Origin of the sequence: Erythrobacter tepidarius (genome assembly GCF_002155695.1) — a bacterium.
GTDB classification, from domain to species: Bacteria; Pseudomonadota; Alphaproteobacteria; order Sphingomonadales; family Sphingomonadaceae; genus Erythrobacter; species Erythrobacter tepidarius.
In genome coordinates this window covers 77,052-102,123 of the sequence record NZ_MUYJ01000009.1, presented here as the reverse complement: position 1 = coordinate 102,123, position 25,072 = coordinate 77,052, and the positions used below count along the sequence as shown (strand labels likewise).

General features: G+C 67.3%; 32 protein-coding genes. 14 read left to right on the top strand and 18 right to left on the bottom strand.

Annotation, left to right across the window (positions count from 1 at the left end; genetic code table 11):
- Positions 1–176 precede the first annotated feature (176 nt).
- From BZF61_RS10345 to hisB, 7 genes are read right to left on the bottom strand one after another with little or no spacing between them, the layout of a single operon-like run.
- On the bottom strand, positions 177–554 hold the full coding sequence (locus tag BZF61_RS10345) for a histidine triad nucleotide-binding protein (protein WP_086619051.1): 378 nt from the start codon (positions 552–554) through the stop codon (positions 177–179).
- 16 nt (positions 555–570) lie between these two features.
- Complete coding sequence (locus BZF61_RS10340; protein ID WP_086619049.1) at positions 571–885, bottom strand: phosphoribosyl-ATP diphosphatase; 315 nt, start codon at positions 883–885, stop codon at positions 571–573.
- 15 nt (positions 886–900) lie between these two features.
- Complete coding sequence (gene hisF, locus BZF61_RS10335; protein ID WP_086619047.1) at positions 901–1,665, bottom strand: imidazole glycerol phosphate synthase subunit HisF; 765 nt, start codon at positions 1,663–1,665, stop codon at positions 901–903.
- Positions 1,662–2,393 carry a 1-(5-phosphoribosyl)-5-[(5-phosphoribosylamino)methylideneamino]imidazole-4-carboxamide isomerase gene (hisA, locus tag BZF61_RS10330; RefSeq protein ID WP_086619045.1) on the bottom strand — a complete coding sequence of 244 codons (732 nt, stop codon included), beginning with the start codon at positions 2,391–2,393 and terminating at the stop codon, positions 1,662–1,664. The genes hisF and hisA overlap by 4 nt, the downstream gene beginning before the upstream one ends.
- Before the next feature lie 13 nt (positions 2,394–2,406).
- Positions 2,407–3,033 (bottom strand): imidazole glycerol phosphate synthase subunit HisH, encoded by a 627-nt coding sequence (gene hisH / locus BZF61_RS10325; RefSeq protein ID WP_086619044.1) that lies wholly within the window; start codon positions 3,031–3,033, stop codon positions 2,407–2,409.
- Positions 3,026–3,322, bottom strand: coding sequence for a YciI family protein (locus tag BZF61_RS10320; RefSeq protein ID WP_211276761.1), 297 nt, complete (start codon positions 3,320–3,322; stop codon positions 3,026–3,028). Before BZF61_RS10320 ends, hisH begins: the two co-directional genes overlap by 8 nt.
- Positions 3,315–3,923, bottom strand: a complete 609-nt coding sequence (hisB, locus tag BZF61_RS10315; RefSeq protein ID WP_086619042.1) for an imidazoleglycerol-phosphate dehydratase HisB — start codon at positions 3,921–3,923, stop codon at positions 3,315–3,317. The genes BZF61_RS10320 and hisB overlap by 8 nt, the downstream gene beginning before the upstream one ends.
- Before the next feature lie 146 nt (positions 3,924–4,069).
- On the opposite strand from hisB, the gene BZF61_RS10310 reads away from it, so the two are divergent.
- The 3 genes from BZF61_RS10310 to gmk are packed head-to-tail and all read left to right on the top strand — an operon-like array spanning position 4,070 to position 5,634.
- Positions 4,070–4,549, top strand: a complete 480-nt coding sequence (locus BZF61_RS10310; protein WP_086619039.1) for an SspB family protein — start codon at positions 4,070–4,072, stop codon at positions 4,547–4,549.
- 5 nt (positions 4,550–4,554) lie between these two features.
- Positions 4,555–4,941 (top strand): hypothetical protein, encoded by a 387-nt coding sequence (locus BZF61_RS10305; RefSeq protein WP_086619038.1) that lies wholly within the window; start codon positions 4,555–4,557, stop codon positions 4,939–4,941.
- A 42-nt stretch (positions 4,942–4,983) separates the two neighbouring features.
- Positions 4,984–5,634, top strand: coding sequence for a guanylate kinase (gene gmk, locus BZF61_RS10300; RefSeq protein ID WP_086619035.1), 651 nt, complete (start codon positions 4,984–4,986; stop codon positions 5,632–5,634).
- 18 nt (positions 5,635–5,652) lie between these two features.
- Here gmk and mtnP read toward each other — a convergent pair whose 3' ends face one another.
- The gene (gene mtnP / locus BZF61_RS10295) at positions 5,653–6,519 is read right to left on the bottom strand and encodes an S-methyl-5'-thioadenosine phosphorylase (protein ID WP_086619033.1); all 867 of its coding nucleotides are present in this window, start codon (positions 6,517–6,519) and stop codon (positions 5,653–5,655) included.
- A gap of 42 nt (positions 6,520–6,561) precedes the next feature.
- The gene (locus tag BZF61_RS10290) at positions 6,562–7,266 is read right to left on the bottom strand and encodes a glutathione S-transferase family protein (protein WP_086619032.1); all 705 of its coding nucleotides are present in this window, start codon (positions 7,264–7,266) and stop codon (positions 6,562–6,564) included.
- 193 nt (positions 7,267–7,459) lie between these two features.
- On the opposite strand from BZF61_RS10290, the gene BZF61_RS10285 reads away from it, so the two are divergent.
- The 3 genes from BZF61_RS10285 to BZF61_RS10275 are packed head-to-tail and all read left to right on the top strand — an operon-like array spanning position 7,460 to position 11,528.
- Positions 7,460–8,887, top strand: a complete 1,428-nt coding sequence (locus BZF61_RS10285) for an aldehyde dehydrogenase family protein (protein WP_086619030.1) — start codon at positions 7,460–7,462, stop codon at positions 8,885–8,887.
- Positions 8,874–10,241, top strand: a complete 1,368-nt coding sequence (locus BZF61_RS10280) for a phosphotransferase (protein ID WP_245804584.1) — start codon at positions 8,874–8,876, stop codon at positions 10,239–10,241. The genes BZF61_RS10285 and BZF61_RS10280 overlap by 14 nt, the downstream gene beginning before the upstream one ends.
- Positions 10,242–11,528: an acyl-CoA dehydrogenase family protein gene (locus BZF61_RS10275; protein WP_086619027.1), complete on the top strand. Its 1,287-nt coding sequence runs from the start codon at positions 10,242–10,244 to the stop codon at positions 11,526–11,528.
- Position 11,529: 1 nt separating this feature from the next.
- On the opposite strand, the gene BZF61_RS10270 is transcribed toward BZF61_RS10275, so the two are convergent.
- From BZF61_RS10270 to BZF61_RS10240, 7 genes are all read right to left on the bottom strand, one after another.
- Positions 11,530–12,492: a bile acid:sodium symporter family protein gene (locus tag BZF61_RS10270; protein ID WP_086619025.1), complete on the bottom strand. Its 963-nt coding sequence runs from the start codon at positions 12,490–12,492 to the stop codon at positions 11,530–11,532.
- 404 nt (positions 12,493–12,896) lie between these two features.
- Positions 12,897–13,646, bottom strand: coding sequence for a sigma-70 family RNA polymerase sigma factor (locus tag BZF61_RS10265; protein ID WP_086619022.1), 750 nt, complete (start codon positions 13,644–13,646; stop codon positions 12,897–12,899).
- Positions 13,643–15,766, bottom strand: a complete 2,124-nt coding sequence (locus BZF61_RS10260) for a flagellar biosynthesis protein FlhA (RefSeq protein WP_245804583.1) — start codon at positions 15,764–15,766, stop codon at positions 13,643–13,645. The genes BZF61_RS10265 and BZF61_RS10260 overlap by 4 nt, the downstream gene beginning before the upstream one ends.
- A complete protein-coding gene (locus BZF61_RS10255) occupies positions 15,763–16,761 on the bottom strand; it encodes a transglycosylase SLT domain-containing protein (protein WP_245804582.1) in 999 nt (332 codons plus the stop codon). The genes BZF61_RS10260 and BZF61_RS10255 overlap by 4 nt, the downstream gene beginning before the upstream one ends.
- A gap of 106 nt (positions 16,762–16,867) precedes the next feature.
- Positions 16,868–17,206 (bottom strand): flagellar protein FlgN, encoded by a 339-nt coding sequence (locus BZF61_RS10250; protein ID WP_245804581.1) that lies wholly within the window; start codon positions 17,204–17,206, stop codon positions 16,868–16,870.
- A gap of 3 nt (positions 17,207–17,209) precedes the next feature.
- Positions 17,210–17,509, bottom strand: a complete 300-nt coding sequence (locus BZF61_RS10245) for a flagellar biosynthesis anti-sigma factor FlgM (protein WP_086619019.1) — start codon at positions 17,507–17,509, stop codon at positions 17,210–17,212.
- 78 nt (positions 17,510–17,587) lie between these two features.
- Positions 17,588–18,124 carry a flagella basal body P-ring formation protein FlgA gene (locus BZF61_RS10240; RefSeq protein ID WP_245804580.1) on the bottom strand — a complete coding sequence of 179 codons (537 nt, stop codon included), beginning with the start codon at positions 18,122–18,124 and terminating at the stop codon, positions 17,588–17,590.
- Positions 18,125–18,296: 172 nt separating this feature from the next.
- Between BZF61_RS10240 and BZF61_RS10235 the strand changes: the two genes are divergently transcribed.
- Positions 18,297–19,391: a GGDEF domain-containing protein gene (locus BZF61_RS10235; RefSeq protein WP_086619016.1), complete on the top strand. Its 1,095-nt coding sequence runs from the start codon at positions 18,297–18,299 to the stop codon at positions 19,389–19,391.
- A 3-nt stretch (positions 19,392–19,394) separates the two neighbouring features.
- Here the strand turns inward: BZF61_RS10235 and BZF61_RS10230 are convergent, their stop codons facing one another.
- Positions 19,395–19,853, bottom strand: coding sequence for a hypothetical protein (locus tag BZF61_RS10230; protein ID WP_086619015.1), 459 nt, complete (start codon positions 19,851–19,853; stop codon positions 19,395–19,397).
- Positions 19,850–20,524, bottom strand: coding sequence for a MotA/TolQ/ExbB proton channel family protein (locus tag BZF61_RS10225; protein ID WP_086619014.1), 675 nt, complete (start codon positions 20,522–20,524; stop codon positions 19,850–19,852). The genes BZF61_RS10230 and BZF61_RS10225 overlap by 4 nt, the downstream gene beginning before the upstream one ends.
- A 251-nt stretch (positions 20,525–20,775) precedes the next feature.
- Here BZF61_RS10225 and flgB point away from each other — a divergent pair, with 251 nt between their 5' ends.
- From flgB to BZF61_RS10190, 7 genes are read left to right on the top strand one after another with little or no spacing between them, the layout of a single operon-like run.
- Positions 20,776–21,132, top strand: a complete 357-nt coding sequence (flgB, locus tag BZF61_RS10220) for a flagellar basal body rod protein FlgB (protein ID WP_086619013.1) — start codon at positions 20,776–20,778, stop codon at positions 21,130–21,132.
- Positions 21,129–21,548 carry a flagellar basal body rod protein FlgC gene (gene flgC, locus BZF61_RS10215; protein WP_086619012.1) on the top strand — a complete coding sequence of 140 codons (420 nt, stop codon included), beginning with the start codon at positions 21,129–21,131 and terminating at the stop codon, positions 21,546–21,548. The genes flgB and flgC overlap by 4 nt, the downstream gene beginning before the upstream one ends.
- Positions 21,545–21,868 (top strand): flagellar hook assembly protein FlgD, encoded by a 324-nt coding sequence (locus BZF61_RS10210; RefSeq protein ID WP_086619011.1) that lies wholly within the window; start codon positions 21,545–21,547, stop codon positions 21,866–21,868. The genes flgC and BZF61_RS10210 overlap by 4 nt, the downstream gene beginning before the upstream one ends.
- A 29-nt stretch (positions 21,869–21,897) precedes the next feature.
- Positions 21,898–22,713 (top strand): flagellar hook-basal body protein, encoded by an 816-nt coding sequence (locus BZF61_RS10205; RefSeq protein ID WP_086619009.1) that lies wholly within the window; start codon positions 21,898–21,900, stop codon positions 22,711–22,713.
- A gap of 6 nt (positions 22,714–22,719) precedes the next feature.
- On the top strand, positions 22,720–23,466 hold the full coding sequence (locus tag BZF61_RS10200; RefSeq protein WP_086619007.1) for a flagellar basal body rod protein FlgF: 747 nt from the start codon (positions 22,720–22,722) through the stop codon (positions 23,464–23,466).
- Positions 23,467–23,491: 25 nt separating this feature from the next.
- The gene (gene flgG, locus BZF61_RS10195; protein ID WP_086619004.1) at positions 23,492–24,283 is read left to right on the top strand and encodes a flagellar basal-body rod protein FlgG; all 792 of its coding nucleotides are present in this window, start codon (positions 23,492–23,494) and stop codon (positions 24,281–24,283) included.
- A 41-nt stretch (positions 24,284–24,324) separates the two neighbouring features.
- Entirely contained in the window at positions 24,325–25,011 is a 687-nt protein-coding gene (locus BZF61_RS10190) for a flagellar basal body L-ring protein FlgH (protein WP_245804579.1), read from the top strand.
- Positions 25,012–25,072 lie beyond the last annotated feature (61 nt).

Below are 25,072 nucleotides of genomic sequence, written 5' to 3'. Positions count from 1 at the left end.
ATCGCTGCAAAGACAGGTGTTCCAATTTTTGGATGAACAGCGGTGGAACGAGTCCCGCGAGCGGTCAACGCCGCATGATCATCGGTCGCAAAGCGACCGCCAGGCCGAACGGCCGCCCGCAGCGACGCGGCCTTCTGGGCGTGTGAGCGAGGATGATGCAGCCCGCAGGGGCTGCGTCACCTGCAAATCATTCGTCCCAGCGGCTGGCCACCGAAGATGTGGACATGAAGATGCGGCACTTCCTGCCCGCCGTGCCGGCCGATATTGGCAAGCAAACGGTAGCCGGGTTCGACCAGACCCTTCATGCGCGCTACCTCCCCAACGGCGCGCACGAAGCCTGCGATTTCGGCGTCCGAGGCCTTGGCCGAAAAGTCGTCCCAGCTGACATAGCGGCCCTTGGGAATCACCAGCGTGTGCACTTCGGCCTGGGGATTGATATCCTCGAAGGCATAGGCCCAGTCGTCCTCATAGACCTTCCGTGAGGGAATTTCGCCGCGCAGGATCTTCGCGAAGATGTTGTTGTCGTCATAAGGCAAGGTCGGGTCGATCGGCATTCTCTCCTCCGCGAGGTCATTCCATTCGCGCGGCTTTTTCAGCGAGGCCGGACAGCCCTTCGCGGCTATCGAGCTCGGCGAATACCTGGTCGAGCTTCACGCCCTTGTGCGACAGCAGCACGATGAGGTGGAACAAGAGGTCGGCCGCCTCGGCCACGAGTTCGGCCTCGTCTCCGGCGAGCGCGGCGATCACCGCCTCGGTGGCTTCCTCGCCGAGCTTCTGGGCGATCCTGGCAAGGCCCTCGTGGTGGAGCTGCGCCACATAGCTGTGTTCGGGAGAGGCCGTGAGGCGCTGGGCGATGGTCGCTTCGAGGCGGGTCAGGGTGTCCATGCGCCTGCTTTTCCATCAAACGCTGCGTGCGGGCAAGCCTGCCGCCCGCAATGCTGCATGAGCCTCGGCGATGGTATGGTGGCCGAAGTGAAAGATGCTCGCGGCAAGCACCGCGCTGGCATGGCCCTCGGTCACGCCCGCAACGAGGTGTTCGAGGCTCCCGACTCCGCCGCTGGCGATCACCGGCACGCCGACCGCGTCGGCGATTTCGCGGGTGAGGGCAAGATCGTAGCCGCGCTGGGTTCCATCGCCATCCATCGAGGTGACGAGCAATTCCCCCGCGCCAAGACCCGCGACCTGCAAGGCGTATTCCACCGCGTCGATCCCGGTCGGCTTGCGTCCGCCATGGGTGAAGATTTCCCAGTTGCCCCGCGGCGTGCGGCGCGCATCGACGCTGGCGACCACGCACTGGCTCCCGAAGCGCTCCGCGATCTCGCCCACCAGTTCGGGCCGGGCGACCGCGGCGCTGTTCACGGCCACCTTGTCCGCCCCCGCGAGCAGCAAGGCGCGCGCGTCCTCAGCGCTGCGCACCCCGCCGCCGACGGTCAGCGGCATGAAGCACACCTCGGCCGTGCGCCGCACCATGTCGAGCAGCGTCCCGCGCCCCTCGTGGCTGGCGGAGATATCAAGGAAGCACAGCTCGTCGGCGCCTGCCGCATCATAGGCGCGCGCCTGCTCGACCGGATCGCCCGCGTCCCTGAGGTCAACGAAATTGACCCCCTTGACCACGCGGCCATCGGCCACGTCGAGACAGGGGATGACGCGGATGCGGACGGTCATGCCGCGCGCGCCCCCATCGCGATCGCCGCGGCGAGATCGAGCCGCCCTTCGTAGAGCGCGCGGCCCGTGATCACCCCCTCGATCCCCTCATGCGCGTGGAGCGAGAGGACGTGGATGTCGTCCAGCCCCTTCACCCCGCCGCTGGCGATCACCGGGATGTCGACCCGCCGGGCGAGGTCAACCGTGGCCTCGATGTTGACGCCCTTGAGCAGGCCGTCGCGGCCAATGTCGGTGAACAGCAGCGCGGCAACGCCCGCATCCTCGAAACGACGGGCGAGGTCGGCGACGGGGACGTCGGAGACTTCGGCCCAGCCCTCGGTCGCCACCATCCCGTCACGCGCATCCACCGCAACGACGATGCCGTTCTCCCATTCGCGGGCCATGTCCTTGACGAACTGAGGGTTCTTAAGCGCCGCCGAGCCCATCACCACCCGCGCCACGCCGAGGTTGAACCAGTCCTCCACGGCCTTGGCGTCACGGATGCCGCCGCCGAGCTGGACATATCCGGGGAAGGCCTTGACGATTGCCTCCACGGCTGCGCGATTGCGGCTTTCACCGGCAAAGCTGCCGTCGAGATCGACGACATGGAGATGCTCGGCACCGGCCTCGGCGAAGATCAGCGCCTGCGCGGCCGGGTCATCGCCGTAGACAGTGGCGCGGGCCATGTCGCCTTCGGCAAGGCGGACGACCTGGCCGCCCTTCAAGTCGATGGCGGGGAAGATGATCACGCCAAACTCCCAATCATGGACGCCACTCCAGAAAGCGCCGGAGCATCGCCAGACCGTAAGCCTGGCTCTTTTCCGGGTGAAACTGCACGCCGAGGATGTTGTCGCGGGCGACGGCGGCCACCAGCCCCTCGCCGTGATCGGTCAACGCGGCGATGTGGCGCGGATCGGCCGCGGCGAAGTGATAGGAGTGCAGGAAATAGGCCTCGCCCTCCGCGATCACCGGATGGTTTCTGGCATGGGGCAGCATGGCGACATCGTTCCAGCCCATGTGCGGCACCTTGATGGCGGGGTCGGAGGGCTGGATCAGCCGAACTTCGCCGGCAATCCAGCCCAGACCAGGGGTCACGCCGTGTTCCAGCCCCTTGTCGGCCAGCAGCTGCATCCCCACGCAGATCCCGAGGAACGGCGCACCGCCGATATGGACGCGCTCCTGCATTGCCTCAACCATGTGCGGAATGGCGCGCAGCCCCTCGGCGCAGGCCTTGAAGCTGCCGACGCCGGGCAGCACGATGCGGTCGGCCGCGCGCACCACGTAGGGGTCGGCGGTGACGGTGACCTCGGCCCCGGCTGCCCTCAAGGCATTGTGAACCGAGTGAAGGTTGCCCGCGCCGTAATCCACGAGCGCGACAACTTCAGCCACCGAAGGCCTCCAGTCCCGGGCCGACGAAGCGCGGAGTCCATTGGATGATGGTGAGATCGGCCAGCTGGTGGAGCATGAAGGGGTCGCTCATCAGCAGGTTCGCCGCCGCCTCGCGGCTGTTGGCCCTAACGAAGATCAGCCCTCCATCGCGCGGCTCTCTTGGCCCCCAGGCGAGGAAGTGCCCCGCCTCGTGGCCCGCCTTGAGCCACGCGAGGTGATCCGCAAGCACCGCGTCCACCTGTTCGATGGGCACGGTATAGGTCAGCGAGGCAATGAAGATGCTAGCCACCCAATTGCCCCTTGGTGCTCGGGATCGCTCCGCCCTTGCGCGGATCGCGCTCCACCGCCTGCCGCATCGCGCGGGCGAAACCCTTGTAGAGGCTTTCGCAGATGTGGTGGTTGTTGGTGCCGTAGAGCAGTTCCATGTGCAGCGTGATGCCCGCCGCCTGGGCAACCGAATGGAACCAGTGCTCGATCAGCTCGGTGTCCCATTCGCCGAGGCGTTCCTGGGTGAACCCGGCCTTCCACACAAGGTAGGGCCGCCCGGAAATGTCGAGCGCGACGCGGCTCAGCGTCTCGTCCATCGGCGAATAGGCCGCGCCGTAGCGCCCGATCCCGGCCTTGTCGCCCAGCGCCTGCGCGATCGCCTGCCCCAGCGCGATCGCCGAATCCTCGGTGGTGTGGTGCTGGTCGACATGCAGGTCGCCCTTCACCTTCATCGTCACGTCGATCAGCGAATGGCGGCTGAACTGTTCGATCATGTGATCGAGAAAGCCGATGCCGGTGGAAACGTCATAGGCGCCGCTCCCGTCGAGATTGACGGCAATGGCGATCTTGGTCTCGGCGGTGTTGCGCTCAACCGAGCCGGTGCGGGCGGGAATGGTGGCCATAGCGGGGCGCTATAGTCCTCTCGGCGACGCTGACAAGCGCTTGCCACAAGCGCTCCGGCGCTGCTGTGCTATCCCCTGCCAAACGCGTGCCGCAACACCGGAAAGGCTTGACCAAGCCCGCGCGGCCCGCCACGGTTCGCCACGCCATGAGCAATGACACGCCCGACAGCCTGATCCCCTATGACGAGATCGTGCAGGAGGCCCTGCGCGCCGTGGTCGGCCGGGTGCTGGGTTCGATCGTCAGTGCTGGTGGCACGCTGCCGGGCGGACACCACTTTTACATCACCTTCAAGACCGGCGCGCCAGGGGTGTCGATTCCGCAGCACCTGCGCGAACGCTTCCCCGACGAGATGACGATCGTGCTGCAGAACAAGTTCTGGGATCTCGAGGTCGGGCAGCATTCCTTCTCGGTCAGCCTCACCTTCAACCAGGTGCCGGCCAAGCTCACCATCCCCTTTGCTGCGATCACCGCCTTTGTCGATCCGGCGGTCGATTTCGGGCTGCAGTTCCAGGCCGCGGTCGAGGAACTCGCGCCCGAAGCGCACGAAGATGCCGAGAATGACGGCCCCGATGGCGATGGCGATGGTTCGAATGTGGTGTCGATCGATTTCGGGCGCAAGAAATAGCCCCTATGGCGCGGCGCAAGGCGAGGCGTGCGCGCGAGGACACCGATGGCACCGGCGGGTCGCGCCTGCCGTCGCCCGATCCCGTCACCAATCTCGTGATTGCCGATATCGTGCTGCGCGGCGCGGGTTCCTTGCTGCGCCAGCGGCTGGAGAAGGGCCTGCTCACCGGTCAGCTTGAAGGCGACAAGGCCAGGCGGCTGGTCGAAGGCCGCGGCATGGTGAGCGCGCTGGCGCTGTGGGGGGCCAGCCGGCTGGCCACCCGCTCGCCCGTCGGCCTTGCCTTGGTGGCGGGCGGTCTGGCGGCCAAGGTGCTCTATGATCGTGGCAAGAAGATCGAGGCAACGCGCCGCGCCAGAAGGGCTGCGCGCAAGGCCGAGGCTCAGGAATCCTGAGCGCCCCTTGATTTCACCCCCCGCGATGGTGCAACGGGCCCTATGGGCGATGCTACGCACAATCCAGCCGACAAGCTCCAGCGCCGCGGTCTGATGTTCATTCTGTCCTCGCCCTCGGGCGCGGGCAAGACGACACTGTCGCGGATGCTGCTGGCCAATGACAGCGAGATCAGGCTGTCGGTCTCGGTCACCACCCGTCCCCCCCGTCCGGGCGAGATCGACGGCGTGCATTACCACTTCGTCTCTCCCGAACGCTTTCAGGCGATGATCGACGAGGACGATTTTTACGAATGGGCCGAGGTGTTCGGCCACCGCTACGGCACGCCCAAGGGGATGATCCGCACCGGGTTGAAGGAAGGGCAGGATTTCCTGTTCGATATCGACTGGCAGGGCACCCAGCAGCTCTATCAGAAGGATCAGCAGGACGTGGTGCGGGTGTTTATCCTCCCGCCCTCGATCGAGGAACTTCACCGCCGTCTCAAGGGGCGGGCCACCGACAGTGCCGAAGTGATTGCCGCCCGCATGGAGCGGGCCCGCGCCGAGATCAGCCACTGGGACGGCTACGACTATGTCATCATCAACGACGATGTCGATGTCTGCTTCGCCAAGGTCCGCGCGATTCTCGAGGCCGAGCGCATGAAGCGCGCCCGTCAGACCGGGCTCATTCCCTTCGTGCGCGAATTGATGCGCTAACCGGCTGGGCGCCGGCCGTCAGGCGAACAGCCGACCGGCCACCGCGTCGAGCTTGGCCAGCAAGGCCGGATCGTGCTCCTGGGGCGCGGTGATCACCGCATCGTCCAATGCGGTGTCGATCGGCGAAGGCTCGCGGGTTTCGGGCAGAGCGGCGATGAAGTTCTTGATCATCGCCCGGGCCAGCGCGCCATTGGCCTGCATCTGCGCGATCACCCGGCTGACATCGACCGCCTCGCCCTCGCGCCAGCAGTCATAGTCGGTGACCATGCCGACCAGCGCATAGGGCAGCTCCGCCTCGCGCGCGAGCTTGGCTTCGGGCATCGCGGTCATGCCGATCACGTCCGCGCCCCATTGGCGATACATTCGGCTTTCGGCGCGGGTCGAGAATTGCGGGCCTTCGATGGCAAGGTAGGTCGCGCCCACCGCGACCTTGCCCTTGGCCTGGGCGATTGCCTTGGCCGCCATCTCCGACAGGCGTGGGCAGACCGGATCAGCCATCGAGACGTGGGTGACGAAACCGCTGGTGTAGAAGGTGCTGGGACGATGCACGGTGCGGTCGATGAACTGCTCGACCACGGCAAAGCGCCCCGGCTCCAGCTCTTCGCGCAAAGAGCCGACCGCGCCGATCGCGAGGATATCGGTGCATCCGGCGCGCTTGAGCGCATCAATATTGGCGCGCGAATTGAGCTCGGTCGGACTGATCGGGTGGCCCCGACCATGGCGGGGCAGGAAGCGCACCTTGACCGCGCCGATCCGGCCGCAAAGGATCTCGTCCGAGGGATCGCCCCACGGCGTGTCGATCGCGATCCACTGCGCTTCCTCGATGCCATCCATCGCATAGAGGCCGGACCCGCCAATGATCCCGATGCACCATTCGCTCGCCATGCGCGCTCGCCTGCTCCCTTGTTCGCTGTCGGCCGTGGGGGCTTAAGTCAGGTCGAAGCGGGTCGGCAAGGTCTGGCCGATCAACTTTTCCGCCGCTGCATAAGGCGCCGCGATCGACGGTCGGACCTGCATCGCGGCAAAGTGGGCGGCAAGGCCGGGCCACTTGTCGAGCGGCGTCTCGGCCACCAGCGACACCTGCATAAGCACGCAGGCGACGGCAATGTCGGCGATGGAGAAAGCATCCCCGGCGAAGAAGGCGCGGCCATCCAGCCGCGCTTCGAGCACATCGAAGATCGGCGGCAGCTGATTCGCCCAGGCATCCCGCGCCTTGTCTAGCCCCGGTTCTTCGCCCTTGCTGAGCGCGAAGAAGATCGGCCGGAAGATGCCGAGGCCGCCCGCCATCGCCAATGCGGTATCGGCATATTCCTCGATGAACAGCGCCTCGCCCAGCGCCATCGGATCGGCCGGATAGAGCGCCGGGGCGGGGTGCTTTTTCTCGAGGAAGGCGCAGATCGCCGAGCTGTCGGCGATGGTGCCGGCGACGCCTTCCTCGGCCACCGATCGGTCGCGCAGCACCGGGATGCGCTTCATCGGCGAGATATCGCGGAACCATGCCGGCGGATCGAACACGTTCACCGCCTCGATTTCGTAATCTAGGCCCTTTTCGAGACACACCGCCGCCACCTTGCGCACGAAGGGCGAGACGGGGCTGCCATAGACGACCAGATCGGGACGGGAATCACGCATCGCAGGCTCTCTTGTTGGCAAATGTCTTCTGCCTCCATAAGCCGCACGGGCAATAGCGCAATCGCTAGGCGATGAAGGTTGGCGTTCGGCTTACACAAGGGGCCACGCCAGCGATTGCGTTTTCGGATGCAACGCGCCAGTCTGCGCGGGCGCAAGACGACTCCCCAATTTACAGGACGAGAGAGGAACAATCATGGTCACCCAGTACAAGAACCTCATCGGCGGCAAGCTGGTCCACACCGACCGCTGGCTCGACGTGGTGAACCCCGCCAACGAGCAGGTGATCGGTCAGGTGCCGGCCTGCGGCAAGGCCGAGCTGGACGCGGCGGTCGCCGCTGCCCGCGCGGCGTTCAAGACTTGGAAGAACACGCCCATCGAGCAACGCCGCGCGGCGATCATGGCGATCTCGGCCACGATCAAGGAAAACGCCGAGGAGCTTTACCGCCTGCTCACCAGCGAACAGGGCAAGCCGCATGATCAGGCCCGGGGCGAGATCTACGGCGCGGCCGGCATGGCGGCAGCGCAATCGACTCTTAGCCTCGAAGAAGAAATCAACGAGGATAGCGAGACCCGCTTGAGCCGCACCCGCCGCGTGCCCGTGGGGGTCGTGGCGGGGATCGTGCCTTGGAACTTCCCCGTCATGATGGCGATTCAGAAGATCGTGCCTGCCATGCTCTCGGGCTGCACCATCGTGCTCAAGCCTTCGCCCTTCACGCCGCTGACCACGCTGCGCATCGCCGAATTGATCGCCGACAAGGTGCCCGCCGGTGTCGTCAACATCATCACCGGCGAGGACGATCTCGGCCCGCTGATGACCAGCCATCCCGATATCGACAAGATCACCTTCACCGGTTCGACTGCGACGGGGAAGAAGATCATGGAGGGTGCCTCGGCCGATCTCAAGCGCATCACGCTCGAACTGGGGGGCAACGACGCCTCGATCGTGCTCCCCGATGTCGATCCCAAGAAGATCGCCGAGCAGCTGTTCTGGTCGAGCTTCTCCAACGCGGGGCAGATCTGCGTCGCGGCCAAGCGCGTCTATATCCACGAGGACATCTATGACGAACTCGCCGCTGCGATCGTCGAATATGCCAAGACCGTGAAGGTCGGCGATGGCAGCGAGCAGGGCACCGGCGTCGGCCCGATCCAGAACAAGAAGCAGTACGAGCGCGTGATCGAGCTGATCGAGGACGCCAAGCAAAAGGGCTACAAGTTCCTGCTCGGCGGCGATGTCGATCCGAGCGGAACCGGCTACTTCATACCGCTGACCATCCTCGACAATCCGCCCGAAGACGCGCGCATCGTCGCCGAGGAACAGTTCGGCCCGGTCATGCCGCTGATGAAGTTCTCGACCGAAGAGGAAGTCATCGCCCGCGCCAACAACTCCGAATACGGGCTGGCAGGGGCCGTGTGGACCGGCAATCCCGAGAAGGGGGTCGAGATCGCCGAGCAGCTCGAAACCGGCACGGTGTGGATCAACGAATATCTCCACCTCTCGCCCTTCGCCCCCTTCGGCGGTCACAAGCAGTCCGGCTTCGGCACCGAATATGGTAAGGAAGGCTTGAAGGAGTTCACCTATGCGCAGGTGATCACCGTGAAGAAGGACAATGTCCCCGCGTAAGACCGTGGGGATTTCGGTCGAGGAACTGAGCGCCGGGTTGGCGCGGGTATGTGCCCGCGCTGGCCTTGGCGCTTTGTCAACTGCGCCGCAGCGCCTGACCGGCGGGGCGGTGATGGAAAGCTGGCGGTTTGCCGCTAGCGGCTGCGATTACGTGTTGCGCCGCGCGCCGAGCCGCGCCTTCATGCAAGGGCGGCCTTACGGGCATTCCACCGAGGCCGCGCTGATCGAGGCGGCGCGGGCGAGGGGCGTCACCGCACCGCAAGTGGTGGCGGTGCTGGAGGAGGCAGACGGTCTGGGTTCCGGCTTCGTCATGCGCGCACTGCCGGGAACGGCCGATCCCAAGGTCATTCTGGCTTGCGACGATCCCGACGGGCTGCTGCGCGGCATCGCCCGCGACCTCGCCCGCATTCACCGCTTGCGGCCGGCAGATGTGCCGGAAGGCGTGCCGGTGATGGACTACCGCGCCGCGATCGCAGACTTGAAGCAGCAATTCATGGACGCGGGCGGGGATCGCCCGATCATTGCGCTGGGCCTGAAGTGGCTTGAGGACAATTGCCCGCCAGAGGTGGAGCCGGTGCTCAACCACGGCGACTACCGGATGGGCAACCTGCTGGTCGAAGGATCGACGCTGACCGGCGTGCTCGACTGGGAGATCGCCCATTTCGGCGATCCCCACGAGGACCTCGCTTTCGGCTGCATGGCGGTGTGGCGCTTTGCTCGCTATGATCGGCCTGCGCTGGGGTTGGGGCGGATCGAGGATTACATCGCCGCTTACGAGGCCGAGGCGGGTATCGCTATCGACCCCGCGCGTTTCCGCTTCTGGACGATCTACCGCACCGTGTGGTGGGCTTTGGGCTGTCTCAAGATGGCCGCGCAATGGCGCTCGGGCGCCGACCGGATGCTCGAACGTGTGGTGATCTCGCGCCGCACGAGCGAGCAGGAGCTCGATCTGCTGCTGCTGCTGGAGGAGGATGCCCCCGAGGCGGAGCGGGCGCGGCCCGCGCTTGTGGGGGCAATTGCGCCTGCGCCACGCGGCGAGGCTTCGGCCCAGGAGATCGCGATTGCGGTTGCCGAATGGCTGGACACCGTCAGGGATCGCATGGAGGGGCACGACCGCTTCCAATGGGCGGTCGCCCGCAACGCCCTGCGCATCATCGGGCGCGAACACAGCGGGGCGGCGCACCTTGCGGAGAACCGCGATCTCGCCCGCGCCGTGCTGTTTGCGGGCAAGGGACTGAACGCGCCCGGATTGCTTGCCGAACTCAAGCGCCTCGCGCTGATGAAACTGGCGGTCGACATCCCGAAATATCCCGCGCTCGATCACGCGCGCCGAAAATGGACCGGAGAGCAATAGATGGACTTCGCGCTTCCCCCCGACCTTCAGGCCTATCTCGATGAACTCGACGCCTTCATCGAAGCCGAGATCAAACCGCTCGAGAACCAGGACGACAACATCCGCTTCTTCGACCACCGCCGCGAGCATTCCCGCACCGATTGGGAACGCGGCGGACTGCCCCGGCCCGAATGGGAGGAACTGCTCCAGGAGGCCACCCGCCGCGCCGACAAGGCCGGGCATTGGCGCTTTTCCGCCCCCAAGCGCTATGGCGGCAAGGACGGCAGCAACCTGTGGATGGCGGTGATCCGCGAGCATTTTGCCAGGAAGGGGCTTGGGCTGCACAACGATCTGCAGAACGAACACTCGATCGTTGGCAACTTTCCTTTCGTTGCCATGTTCGAGCAGTGGGGGACGGAAGAACAGAAGCAGGAATTCATCCTCGGCGGGTTCGAGCGCACGCGCCGCGTTGCCTTCGGGCTGACCGAACCGCACCACGGATCGGATGCGACCCACATGGAAACGGTCGCTGTGCGCGAGATGCGCGACGGGGTGGATGGCTGGCTGATCAACGGCGAGAAGATGTGGATCACCGGCATGCACGTCGCCACCCACTGCGCGATGTTCGCGCGCACCAGCGGCAAGGCGGGCGATGCCAGCGGGATCACCTGCTTTCTCGTCCCCAACCCCACCCCCGGTCTCAAAATCGAGGAGTGGATGTGGACCTTCAACATGCCCACCGATCACCCGCGCCTCAGCGTCACCAATGTCTGGGTGCCCGACTCGGCGATTCTTGGGCAGGAAGGGCGCGGCCTGGCGCTGGCGCAGAGCTTCGTCCACCAGAACCGCATCCGCCAGGCGGCGTCGAGCTGCGGCGCGGCGCTCTATTGCATCGACGAGAGCGTGAAATACGCCCGCGAGCGCAAGCCCTTCGGCGAGGAGCTTGCGCGCAATCAGGCGATCCAGTTCCCGCTGGTGGAACTCGCGACGCAGGCAGAGATGCTGCGGCTCCTGATCTTCAAGACCGCATGGGAGATGGACAACATGCCCCACGAGGAGATCGAGCGGACAATCTCGGACAAGGTCTCGATGTGCAATTACTGGGCGAACCGGCTGGTGTGCGAGGCGGCCGATAGGGCGATGCAGGTCCACGGCGGCATCGGCTATTCGCGCCACAAGCCGTTCGAGCACATTTATCGCCACCACCGCCGCTACCGGATCACGGAAGGGTCCGAAGAAATCCAGATGCGCAAGGTGGGGGCCTATCTGTTCGGCTATCTGGGGCCGAAGCGGGGGATGTACGGCTAGGCTAGCCTCGCCTTCTCCACCACCCTGCCAGCAAAGTCCCGATCAGCACGTGCCACACCGCCGAAATCGCCGCTGGCACCGGGGCGAGCGCGGCTTGCGTCGCATCGGCGAATTGCGCGGCGAAGGCGGGGGTCTTGGCCAGCCCTGAGCCGAGGCCAGAGTTCTGCATCCCCACCTCGATGCTGATCGTCCGCGCCTCCACCTCGCCAAGTCTCAGCCCCCGCGCCAGCCCATAGCCCAGCGCAAAGCCAGCCGCGTGGAGCAGGAAGGTCGCCAGCAAGAGGAGGCCCGCGTGCTCCATGATCTGCGCCTTGGAACCGCCGACAATCCCACCGACAATCAGGATCACGAGCACGATCGCCACCAGTGGCAGCACGGCATTGACCCTCTCCGCCGCGCGCGGGAGCAGGCGGTTGAGCAGCGTGCCCGCCACCACCGGCACGAGCACGATGGCCAGCATGTTGAGCAACAGGTTGAGCCGGTCAATCTCGACATAGGCCCCCGCCAGCACGCCCGTCAGCACCGGGGTCAGCACCACCGCGGCGAGCGTCGAGGCCATGGTCATCGCCACCGACAGCGCGACGTTCCCGCGCGCGATGAAGCTGACCACGTTGGAAGCAGTTCCGCCTGGGCAGCAGGCGACAAGGATCAGGCCCACTGCCAAGCCGGGCTCCAGATCAAGCGCGCGGGCGATGACGAAGCCCGACAGCGGCATCACCGCAAATTGCAGTGCGACGCCCGCCACCAGCGCGCGCGGCATCCGCACGAGGCTGCGGTAATCCTCGAACCGCAAGGTCAGTCCCATCGCCAGCATGATCGTGCCAAGCGCGAGGCTGAGGAGCGGCTGGCCGGCCACGCGGATGCTGCCGTCGGTCATCCAGGTGAAAGCGGGCGGAAAAAACCACGCGCAGCCAACGCCCAGCACGGTGAGCAGCGCGAAGTTGTTGGTGATGGTGCGCAGCATCTTGTCCCCCGGTTAGCCGTCCTTTATCGACCAGCGCCATTGCCTCCCCTAGCAATATCCTTGCGCGCTGCCAGTCTGTCGCAGCGACACCGGGAGCCTTTCCATGCCCGATCTCGCCGCTGCCCAGACCAGGGGTACGCGGGCCAAGGCGGAGGAGAAATCGAGCGTCGAGGCGCCCAAGGGCGCAGTAGCGAAGCTGGTGCCGATAACGACCTGAGAGGAAACCTGACCGGATGTTGGCGTCTCGTCCGAGGGCACGATGCTCGCCCTCGATCAGCGTGAGGGTCGCCATCTTACCTCGCCCGACTGCTTCGAAAATTGCCGCATCTACCGCATTGGGCGCGGGCGGCGCTGGCGGATCGCCGCGCCTCTCCAATCAAGGCCCCGGCGCTGCGGGCCAGCGTCTAGTCCGCTTCCTCCAACATCATCAACGCCCTGAGCTCCTTGAGCGCCTTGGCGCGCAGCTGGTGAACGCGCGGCACGCTGACGTCGAGCACGGCGGCGATTTCGGTGAGGTTCAGCTCCTCGACGAAGAACAGCTGGAGCACCAGTTTCAGGCGATGGGGGAGCTGGAGCATCGCCCGCACCAGCCGTTCACGGTCCTCGGCGGCGCACAGCGCCTCGAAGGGATCGGGATCCTCGCTGGCGAAGGCGATCGAGGTATCGTCATACTCCTCCGAAATCGGGGCGATGGTGACGATCGCGTTTTCGATCGCCAGCAGTTCGGCATCGTCCACTTGCAGCAGGCGGGCCAGTTCCGCCCGGCTCGGCTCGCGCCCCAGTTGGCCGCGCAGGGTCTCGCAGGCGCGGTCGTAGGCGGCGCGCTTGCGGCGGGTGGTGCGGGTGTCTTGGGCAGCGCGGCGCACCTCGTCGAGCATCGCCCCGCGCACCCTGATCTTGGCATAGGCGGCAAAGCCGTCCTCGGTCGGCCCGGTATGCCGCTGGGCGCATTCGGTCAGCGCCACGATTCCGGCCTGCACCAGATCGTCGATCTCCAGCCCGCCGCGCCCCTCCGCCCGGCCGCCGCCGTGAATATGCCAAGCGGCGCGGCGCACCAGCGGGAGAAAACGGCGCACCCGGTCCTCCACTGCGGCGCGGTCGGGCGAATAGGGCGCCACATAGGACGCGGCAAAGGCGGTATGATCATGCTTCATCGGGCAGGTTCCATCGTTTCGGGAACGGGCAGCGCCGGGGCTTCGCGCTGGCCTGCGTCACCGATCACGCCGACCACGGCGATAGGTTGGGTTGGCGGGAGTTCGGCAATCGACAGGACAAGGCAGCGCGGCGCACGCGGGCGCAACAGTGCGGCGAGCGCACGGCGGGCGGGCGGCTGGACGATCAGCGCCACTGCGCCCTTTTCGGCATCGGCGATCCGGTTGATCTCGCGCACGATCATCGTCCCGCAATCCGGCTCGATCAGCGGCTGGCCGGTGGCCGGGTCCACCATCCCGCCAAGGATCGCGCTCTCGAGTCCGGCATCCAGCGTCACCACCTTAAGCGGCTCGCCGGGCGCGGCGATGCGGGCGATCAACCGTGCGCCGAGGTCGGCGCGCACGGCATCGATTACCGCCTCGAAATCGTGGGTCTTCTGCAGCGCCAGCGCCAGCGCGGTGAACAGCGGCTGGGGATGGGCAAGCCCGATCCCGTCGGCCAGCAACGCGCGCAGGATGCGGGTGAGCGCGGGCAGCGCGAGCGGATCCGGGGTTACCGCCTCGACCAGCGCGGGCGCATGGGCCTTCAATCCGTCGAGCCATTCGCGCACCTCGTCGGGCCCGAGCAACTGGTGCGCCTCGGCCGTCAGCGCCTGATTGGCGTGGGTGGCGATGACGGTGGCCGGGTCGACCACCAGAAAGCCCTCGGCAATCGCGTGGTCGCGGGCTGCGGGTGCGATCCACAGGGCCGGGCAATCGAAGGAAGGGTCGCGGGTTGCTTCGCCAGCAAGCCCATGGCCGGCACGCACCTCGCCCGCGTCGATGGCGAGCAGCTTGCCCGGGCGCACGGCCCCGCGCGCGATGCTTACCCCGCCGAGCAGGACGACGTAGTCCTGCGCCCCCAGATCGAGCGAATCCCGGATGCGGAACTGCGGCAGGACGAAGCCGAGATCGCGCGACAGCTGCTTGCGGATGCCGGTGATGCGCGCGATCAGCGGGGCGCCCTGGGCTTCGTCGACGAGGCCGACGAGACCGAAGCCCAGCTCGATGGTGACAAGGGTGTGATCCGACACGTCAGCAAGCTGGATGGCATCGGGGGCGGGTTCGGCGACTGGTTGGGGCGGGGGCGCGGGCCGATCGGCGCGGCGCTTCAGCTGCCACCAGATCGCGCCGGTGATCGCGGCACCGGGCAGGAAGATCGTCTGCGGCATGGCCGGAACGAGGCCGATCGCGCCGAGGATCAGCGCCACCGGCAACCACCCGCGCGGATCGGCGAACTGGCCGCCGATTTGCCCGGACAGGTCGCGGTTGTCGGCGACCCGGGTGACGATCGCGGCGGCGGCAATCGAGAGCAGCAGCGCGGGCACCTGCGCCACCAGCGCATCGCCCACCGCCAGCGTCACATAGGCCTCGCCTGCCTCGGCAGCCGTCAGGCCATGGCTGATCATCCCCAGCGCGAAACCGGCGATGATGTTGACCCCGAGGATCAGCAATGCGGCAATCGCATCGCCCTTCACGAACTTGCTGGCACCATCCATCGAGCCGTAGAAATCGGCCTCGATTGTCACCTCGCGGCGGCGTTCGCGCGCCTCGTCGGCGGTGATGAGCCCGGCGGCGATGTCGGCATCGATCGCCATCTGCTTGCCCGGCAGTGCGTCGAGCACGAAGCGCGCAGAGACTTCCGATACACGGCCTGCGCCCTTGGTGATGACGATCATGTTGATGATCATCAGGATCGCGAAGACGAACAGGCCGACGGCGAAATTGCCGCCCACCAGGAACGCCGCGAAGCTTTCGATCACGTGCCCGGCCGCTGAACCGCCCTCGTGCCCGTGGACCAGCACCACGCGGGTCGAGGCGACGTTGAGCGCCAGGCGCAGCAGGGTGGCGAACAGCAGCACGGAGGGGAAGGAGGAGAAATCGAGCGGGCGGCGGGCGTTGAGCGCGACCATCAGCACCGCGATCGAAATCGCGATGTTGAGCACGAAGAACACGTCGAGCAGCAGCGCCGGGATCGGCAGCACCATCAGTGCCAGCAGCGCGAAGATGCCGACCGGCAATGCCATCGCCGAGGGCATGGCGGTCAGCCGGGAAAGCGGCGCGGAGCGGGTGGCGGCGCTCATAGTCCGAACGCCCTGAGCTGTTGATAGGCACGGCGGACCTGTGCGGGCGTGGCGCTGGCATCATGGCCGAACGCCGCACCCAGAACCTGCGACATCGGCACGCGGCGCTGCGGGGAGGCGGCGGAGCGCAGCGGCACGGTGAGCGCGGGCGCGGGGCCGGAGCCGAACACGGCCTCGCCCGCGATCGGGGAGGGCGATGCCGCGGGCAGGGCGGGCGGGCCGTAGTCGGCGCGGGCGAAGCGCAAGGTTTGGCCGCGCCCAGCCCGGTCGAGCGCGCGTTCGAGTCGGCCCGCCAACACCTCCATCACACCCGCAAGGCTGCGCGGGGAGCCGTCAGGGGCGTAGAAGATCGCGCGGTTGGCTGCCGCGGGCCGCGCGAACAGCGTGGCGGCGCTCTGCAAGGGATCGGCCTGCATTTCCGAAAGGAACCGCGCCGCCCCGCTCGCACCGAGGAAATGCGCGAGGTAAAGCTCGGCGTGACCGGGCTGACGGCCAAGGATCGGTGCGAGCTGCGCGCGGTTGTCCTCGGCGAGGCCTGCCGCCATCAGCGCGGCAACCTCCGGGTCGGCCCGCAGCGCGAGGATCGCCTGCCGCTGCGCCGGATCGGCGACATAGGCCCTGCCCGAGGCGGTCACGCCGATCTGGTCTGCCAGAGCGCCGAGACCGAAGCGCGGACCGTGCTTCTTCAGCGTGTCGAGCCAGGTGCTTTCGATGAATTGGTAGAGCCCGGTCGCGCTCGAGGTGCTGGCGCGGGCATCAGGATCCATGCCGGACTCGACCTCCGCCTGCGCAAGCAGGTAACCGAAATCGACGCTGGTTCTCTCGGCCGCGCGGGCGATTGCAGCTTCGACCGGGCTGCCTGGGGCGCGCTGCGGCGCGATCTGGCGCACCGCGCTGCCCGTGCCGCCGCGCGCCGCCTCGTGTGCGCGCGCGGCAGCTTCAAAGCCGCTGCGGATCGAGCCCGAGGGCAAGTAGGTAGGGATAGAGGTGCTCAATGCGTGGTTCCGCCTGATTGCTCGTGCGCCGCGGGGGCGACGCCTTCAGGCGAAAGACAGCAAGCGCCATGCCAGATGGGCGGCCTTCGAACCCTAGTGCGAATACCTAAACCCGCAGCGGCGCATAGGTCGCGCGCGGCCCACGGCGCACACCGCCCAGCGCGTCGAGCCGCGCGGCGACATTGGCGGCCAGCAGGTTGCGTACCCGGCGATTGACCTCGTTGAGGTGGCGCGCGGTCTCGGCGAGACCGCGCGTCTCGGCATCAAGCGCCTGCGGGTCGATCATGGCCAGCGCATCGCACAGCGCCTGCTTGTCGCGCGCCGAACAGATCAATGCGTCGGCATTGAGCGCGGCAAGCGCTTGCCGCTCGGTTTCGAGCACGGCAATCATCTGCCGCAGGCTGGCGACGAGCGCGCTGCGATCGGGCAGGGCAGCACCAGCCACGGATCAGGCCTTCACCGGCACGGAGAAACTCACCTGCGCCGCGATCATCGCATCGACGATCTTGGTCGGCACGAGGGGGTAAGAGCCATCCTGCAAGGCGGCGCGGATTTCGGCGACGCGCTCGGCATCGACCGGGGGGCGCACGACATCCACCGCGCCGCCGACCTCGACGCTTACCCCAGCGGGAGCGGCCGCAGGACGGGAGGCAGCGCCCGCGCGGGTCTCGATCTGCGCGCGTTCGCTGGTCGAGACGGCACGCGGCGCGGCGATCCCTTGCAGTTTGCTCAGTTCGACAGAGGGCATGGCAGTTGTCCTTCGTGGAATTCGTGTCAGGCAGAACGGCAGACGGAGGCCGGCTTTAAGAGCCTTGCAAGGAATTTCTCAGCTGACGGGAATCACCGCGAGGCCGGGGCGTTCGATGCGGGCGCGCACGGGCTCGGCCTTGCGCGCGGTGCGCACGAAGATCCAGTCGCCCACCATCCCGCCTTCGATGGCCTCGCCCGCCTGCTGCACCGAAAACCCGCGCCCGCGCACCATGATGGTAAGCGCATCGCCGCGCTTGACCGCCGGGGCGGCGGCATGTCCCGGCGCGGCAGACCCTGCGCCATTCACCGCGACAAAAATCCGCCAGCTGTGCGGGCCGGCACATTCGACGCTGACCGCGGAGTGCGCCGTGCCGTGCCAGGCCACCGCCAGCGGCGCGGCGCAGACGGCCAGCCGCAGTCGCCGGTCAACCGGCATCCGCGCGCCACCTGGCGTGCCGGGCTCGGCGCCGGTAAAGGCCGCCACCGCGCGGTCAATCATCGCCGGATCGGTAAAGTCCGAGGCCCGCGCCGGGCTGTCGCACAGCGGCAGCAGCATGGTCAGTGCAAGCGGGGCAAGGCGCCAGCCATCGGCCCAGGGGTTGGTCAGTTCCATCGGTGTACTCCTGTGATGCACCAGAGATCATGATCTCGGCACAGCAAGGGCCATGCCAAGCAGCGACTTTTGGCGCCTAGGCAGTTTCCCGAGGGCCTCGCATGGCCCGGATTAAGCATGGGCTGCGCTATCGCCACAGGCAGACACCACAGGCCTGCATCAGGGGTTCGCCATGACCTTCGCTTCCCGCATTCTTGCCCGTCCCGCGCGCTTTGCCGAGGCTGATACCGCGGCGCAGGACAGCACCGGTCCAAGCCGCGCCAAGGAGGCGCGCCGTGCGCTGCTGGCCCGGATCGCACAGTTCGTGGAGACGCATGATCTTCCCGTCACCGCCAGCAATCTGGCCACCATCTGCGGCGGCCTGTCGGGATCACACCCCGAACTGGCGCAGGCCTTCACCGCGCGCGAGATCGCCGGCGAGCCGATCGACCAGCGCTGGCTCGACACGCTCGGGCGGTTCGATCCTGACAACCACTCGCGCATCGCCGCGCTTGAAGCGCTGATGGACAAGCTCGAGTATTCACTGATGCGCTTTGCCCAGACCGCGCGTTCGGCGCAGAGCGAGACCAGCGATCACCGCGGCGCGCTGGGCGCACAGATCGAGGCGATTGCCGAAGTCGCGGTGCCGCCGGCCGTCGCCGGCGAACTGGCGCAGGTGCTCGATCTGTCGCGCGCGATGCTGGCGCGGATCGAGCAGGTCGAAGCCGCGATGGCGCGCAGCCAGGAGGAAACCGATCGCCTGCGCGAAAACCTCGCCAAGGCGCGGATGGAGGCCGATATCGATCATCTCACCGGCCTGCCCAACCGTCGCGCTTTCGAACGCCGGCTGGTTTCGGCGGCGCTCGAGGCACGCGCCAAGGGCGAGGCGCTGAGCCTTGCCTTCTGCGATGTCGACCGCTTCAAGCTCATCAATGATACCCATGGCCACAGCGCCGGCGACCGCGTGCTGTGCGCAGTCGCGGCGACACTCAACGAGCACGCGGGTGACGCCTGCTTCGTTGCCCGTCACGGCGGCGAGGAGTTCGTGATGCTGTTCTACGGCATGGACAAGGCGGCGGCATGCACGAGACTGGATGCGATCCGCCGCGCGCAGGCCGCACGCCAGCTGATAAACCGCGAGACCGGCAAGCCGTTCGGGCGGGTGACCTTTTCTGCCGGGGTCGCCGAAGTGACCGAGGATGCCGATACCCGCAGCGCTCTTGCCCGGGCCGATGCCGCGCTCTACCGGGCCAAGCAGGAAGGTCGCAACCGGGTGATGATGGGTTAGTTCCTATCCGCCGGTCGTGCTGACCTCGGCGTCATAGGCGAGGCTGGCGTAAAGATCGGCCCTTGCGGCGCTGGTGATGATTGTGCGCACCGGCACTCCACTGCTGCGGGCAGAAGCTGCAAGCCGGCGCGCGGCTTCCCATGCCGCCGCCTCGCCGCCTGCCGGATGCAGCGCGAATATCGTCAGCGTCGCGCGCGGATCGTGCGGCTGGCTCGCGAGCCATTCGCCGAGGCTCGGCCCGCCCGCCACGGGCCGATAAAGCGCCTGCGCGGCGGCAATCTCGGCACGGGGCCGCTGGGCCGGGGCGAGTCGGTCGGCGAGGCCCGGTGCAGCGTCGGCCGCGGTCCGAGGAAGCGCGCTTAGAGTGACAAGGAACAGGATCAGCGCCAGATCGGCAAGGATCAGCTGCCAACTGCTGCTCCCGCTGCCGCCCTTGGGATGCACCGGCGCTGCCGCGTTCATGCCACACCCCGCAGGTGCGGACGGGCATCCCCCAGCGACAGTGAGGACGCGGTGATCTCTTCCGCAAACCAGTCGGCCAAAGCCTCGCGGCTTTGCGCGCGCGCCAGTCCGCGGCGTTCGATCGCGCCCGCCAGCGGATGGCACAGCAGGTGGGCAAGCAGCGCACCGTAGAGCGTCGAAAGCACCGCCGTGGCAATTGCCGCCATGGTTGCCGCGAGCGCCTCGGGGCCGCTTGCCGGGGCGAGCCGGGTGAAGCCGTAGAGCGTGCCAATCAGCCCGAACACCGGCGCCAGCTCTCCGGCCCACACGAACACCTGCGTGGCCGAGACCCGCCGCGCCTCGTCCCGCGCGCGTTCGGCCCGGCGGACACGGCCCAGCGCTTCGAGCGTGCCGTGGCGCAGATAGGTTTCCAGCATCAAGCCGAGTGCGCGATCGGGCGGCAAGGCAGGGTTGGCGCGATGCGATCCGTCGCGGCGGATCGCGGTGATCGCCTGCGCCAGCGCCTTGCGGTTGGCCTCCTCGTCGAAGGCGGGTTGGAGCAGCCTGCTCGCCTCGCGCAGCGCCGCGCCGAAATCGCGCCAGCCGCAGCGTGCGGCGCAGGCAAGCACGGTCCCCGAAACCACGATGGTCAAGGCCCCCGGGTCGAACAGGGAGCTGGCAGTCGTCGGCATCGTGAACCCCTCGCAGATGCGGTCTTTGCCCTGCCAGAACGTCCGCGATCCGGGCCGATTAAGCGTGGCGCCCGGACTTACGTAGTTTCGGCAGGGGTTTGCCGGTCTTGCGGCAAGCGCTTGCCGCCCTGCCGCGCTCACCCAGGCCCTGCCCCCCGCGCCGCGCAGATTGGCACGCTTCCTGCTGCACCGGCGACGCACCCGTCGCGCCCCGGCCGGCGGGATGGCTGCACGAACCAGCGGAGACCCGCATGAACGAGAGACTTTTCGGTATCCACGGCGCGGCGCTGACCTTGCGTTCGCAGCGCATGGGCCTGATCGCGTCCAACATCGCCAACGCCACGACCCCCGGCTACAAGGCGCGCGACATCGACTTCAACGCCGCGCTCGATGCCCGGCTCGCCCGCGCGCGCGGCGATGCGACGGTCGCGGGAGATGACGTGCGGTTGGTGTGGCGCACGCCGACCATGCCCTCGCTCGACGGAAACACCGTCGAACTCAATCGCGAACAGGTGGCCTTTGCCGAGAACGCGGTCGCCTATTCGGCCACGCTCAGCTTCGTGCAGGGCAAGGTCAACACCATCACCCGCGCGCTGAAGGGCGAATGACCATGCCCCAGCGCGAACCCATGACGCTCTTCTCGCTCACCACCCGCGCGATGAGCGCACAGATGGTACGGATGAACGCGGCGACATCGAACCTCGCCAATGCCGGCTCGGTCTCCTCCACCGCGGAAGGGGCCTATCGCCCGATCCGCGCGGTGTTCGCGGTCGCGCTCGATCGCGCCTCGGGCCTTGCCGGGGTGACCGCCAGCGGGCTGGTGCGCGCCGAGACTGCCCCGACCAAGCGCTACGATCCCTCGCACCCGCTCGCCGATCCGCAAGGCAACGTGTTCGAAGCCCCGGTCGATGAGACCGCCGAGATGGTCGAGATCTTGGACAGCGCACGCCAGTACCAGAACATCGTTCAGGCGCTCCAGACCGCCAAGCAGCTGATGCTCGAAACCCTGAGGAGCCAGTCATGACCGATACCCCCATCACCCCCGGCACGCAGGCGACGCTTGACCGGCTGAACACGCCTTCGCGCCTGTCGGGCGGGGGGCTGGCAACGCTCGACGGCAGCGATTTCCTGCGGTTGCTGACCACCCAGCTGACATTTCAGGACCCGCTCGAGCCGGCCGATAACGAGGCCATGCTGGCGCAGATGGCGCAATTCTCATCGCTCGCCGCGACCACCGCGAGCGGGGCCACGCTCGAGGCCATCTCGGCCAAGCTCGATCGGCTGATCGCGGTGCAAGAGGCCGCGCTCCAGCCGGCCGCGTCCACCAGCTCCGCTCAACCCTGACCCATTGCCAACACAAGGATCAACCAGCCATGTCTTTCTACACCTCCCTCAGCGGCCTTAAGAACGCCGACACCGACCTGCGGGTGATTGCCCACAATATCGCCAATGCGGAAACCGTGGGCTTCAAGAAGAGCTCGGCGCAATTCGCCGATCTCGTCGCCAGCGGCGCGCCGAGCGATCCGCGCCGCACGCCGGGCATAGGCGCTACCGTGGCGGCAATCACCCAGGACTTCGCGCTTGGCCCGCTCGAACAGACTGGCCGCAGCCTCGATGTCGCGATCGACGGTGACGGCTTCTTCGCGCTCGAAAACCCCCTGTCGGGTGATCTCAGCTTCACCCGCAATGGCAATTTCCAGCTGCGTGCCAATGGCGAGTTGCAGGATTCCGGCGGCAACCGGCTGCAGGCCTTTCCCGTGGACGGGGCGGGCGTGCCGACCTCGACGGTGCCGGCCAGCGTGGTCGTGCCGCTCACCAACGGATCGGGCTTGGCGCTGGCGAATGTCACGATCGACAACCGCGGGATCGTCAGAGCGGCCTATGCCGACGGCACCACGACCCCGGTCGGCCAAATCGCGCTTGCCACCTTCGCCGCGACCGGTGGCCTGCGCGCGATCGGCCAGACCAAGTGGCAGGCCTCGGGTGAATCCGGCCCGCCGATTTTCGGCAATCCCGGCATCGGCAACAATGGCGAGATGATCAGCGGGGCGCTCGAACGCTCGAATGTCGATCTGGCCGAGGAGATGGTCGCGCTGCTCACGGCGCAGCGCAACTTCCAGGCCAACGCCCGCGCGATCGACACGGCGACCCAGATCTCCACCACGGTCATCAACCTGCGGCAGCAGTAATCCTCGATGGACCGGCTGATCTATACCGCCATGACCGCGATGAACGCGGCGATGGACCGGCAGCGAGTCGTGGCGAACAATCTCGCCAACGCCAGCACGCCGGGCTTTCGCCAGGAAGTCTTCGCGGTCACTCCGGCGACGCTCAAGGACGGCTCGCTCGAAGCCCGCGCGATGGCGCGCGGCAATGTGCGCGGCGCGGACATGCGCGCAGGTCGCACGGTGCCGACCGGCAATCCGCTCGACGTCGCGCTCGAAGGCAGGGCGCTGCTCGCCTTCCAGGCGCCCGACCGGCAGGGGGAAGTCTATTCCCGCCGCGGCGATCTGAAGGTTGCAGCCTCGGGCGTGATCGAGAATGGCGAGGGCTTGGCCGTGCTGGGCGAAAGCGGCGCCCCGATCACCGTGCCGCCCGGGTTCAGCATCACGATTGCTGCCGACGGGACGATCATGGCGCGCGATCCGGCAGCCCCCAACGCGCCCGCCGAGGCGATCGACAAGCTGCGGCTGGTCGATCCCGAGGGCAGCCCGCTCGCCAAGGGCATCGACAGCTTCCTCAAGGTGCCGGGTGGCGGCGTCCTGCCCCCCGATCCGACCGCGCGGCTGAAACCCGGCGCGCTCGAGATGTCCAATGTCGAGACCGCCGACACGCTTGTGCAGATGATCGAGGCCCAACGCGCCTTCGAACAGCGCGCCAAGATCATCGCCACCGCGGGCGAACTCGATGAAGCCTCCAGCAGCCTGATGACGCTGCGCTGACCTTTGACCTGACAGGAGAACGCCCATGCCCACCTCCGCCCTGCACGTCGCCCGCACCGGCCTTGAGGCCCAGGACGCACGGATGCGCGTGATCGCCAACAACCTCGCCAATATCGGCACCACTGGCTTCAAGCGCGACCGCGCGGACTTCGCCACGCTCGCCTATCAGGAGCAGCGTGTCGCCGGACAGCAATCCACCGGACAGACCGCCTTTGCCGTTGGTCTCAATCTCGGCACCGGGGTGCAGTTGCTGGGCACCACCCGGATCGAAGCGCAGGGAACGCTCAACAACACCGCCAACCCGCTCGATCTGGCGCTCGATGGCCCCGGCTATTTCCAGGTCGAGCTGCCGCCGGGCGGGCAGATGGGCTTTACCCGTGCGGGCAATTTCACCCTCTCGAACGATGGCACACTGGTCACCGCGCAGGGCTATGCGCTCCAGCCGCCGCTCCAGATCCCGGCCGGCGCGCAATCGATCACCATCGCCCCTGACGGCACGGTGAGCGCGCTGACCCCCGGCGATGCCGCGCCGACGCTGCTCGGCCAGCTGACCGTGGCGAGCTTCGTCAACCCGGCGGGTCTGCGCGCGATCGGCGACAACTTCCTCGTCGAAACCGCCGCGAGCGGCCCTGCGGAGCTGGGCTTTGCGGGCGAGAACGGGCGCGGGCAGATCCGTCAGGGGATGCTCGAACAATCGAACGTCAACGTGGTCGAGGAGCTGGTCGAGATGATCGAGGCCCAGCGCGCCTACGAGATCAATTCCAAGATGGTGAGCGCGGTCGACGAGATGCTGCGCAACGCCAACCAGACGCTGTGAGGGACATGATGCAGGGCCGAAATCTTTGCCTCCTTGTCGCTGTGCCGGGGCTTGCCGCCTGCGCCGGGTTGGGTGGGCCGGGGCCGCAGGCCGGCTTTGCCGCCCCGCCGCCGCCCGGCGCGCCGCTGGTGGCCGCAAGTGCGGGGGATCCGCTGCTGGTCGTCGGGCCTCGGCCGGTGGCTCCAGCGACAAGCCCAGGCGCGATCTTCCAGGCTGGCAGCGGCTATGCCGGACTCGTCACCGGCACCCGCGCGCGCCAGCTCGGGGACATGGTGACGATCATCCTCACCGAGGCGACCACCACCACCAAGAGCACCTCGGGCGCCACCAACCGCTCGGGCAGCTTCGGAATCACGCCGCCTGCCGCTGGCCCGCTCGATTTCCTCAACCCCGAAGCCCTTAAAGCCGCGGCCGAAGGGTCGTTCAGTGGTGGGGGCAATGCCGCGCAGCAAAGCCGCCTCAACGGTGCCGTCGCGGTGACCATCGCCGCGATATACCCCAACGGCACCGCCGAAGTGGTCGGAGAAAAGCAGATGATGTTCAGTCAGGGCGATGAATGGGTGCAGTTCGCCGGACGCATCCGCCTGATCGACATCGACGCCGACAACCGCCTCGCCTCCTCGCAGGTCGCCAATGCGCGGATCATCTATTCGGGCAAGGGTGCGGTGCAGCAGGCGAGCCGTCCGGGCTGGCTCAGCCGCTTCTTCAACATGATCTCGCCGTTCTGAGGGAGCCGCAACCCATGAACCGCATCCGCATCCTCGCCCCGATCCTCTACCTGCTGATCGC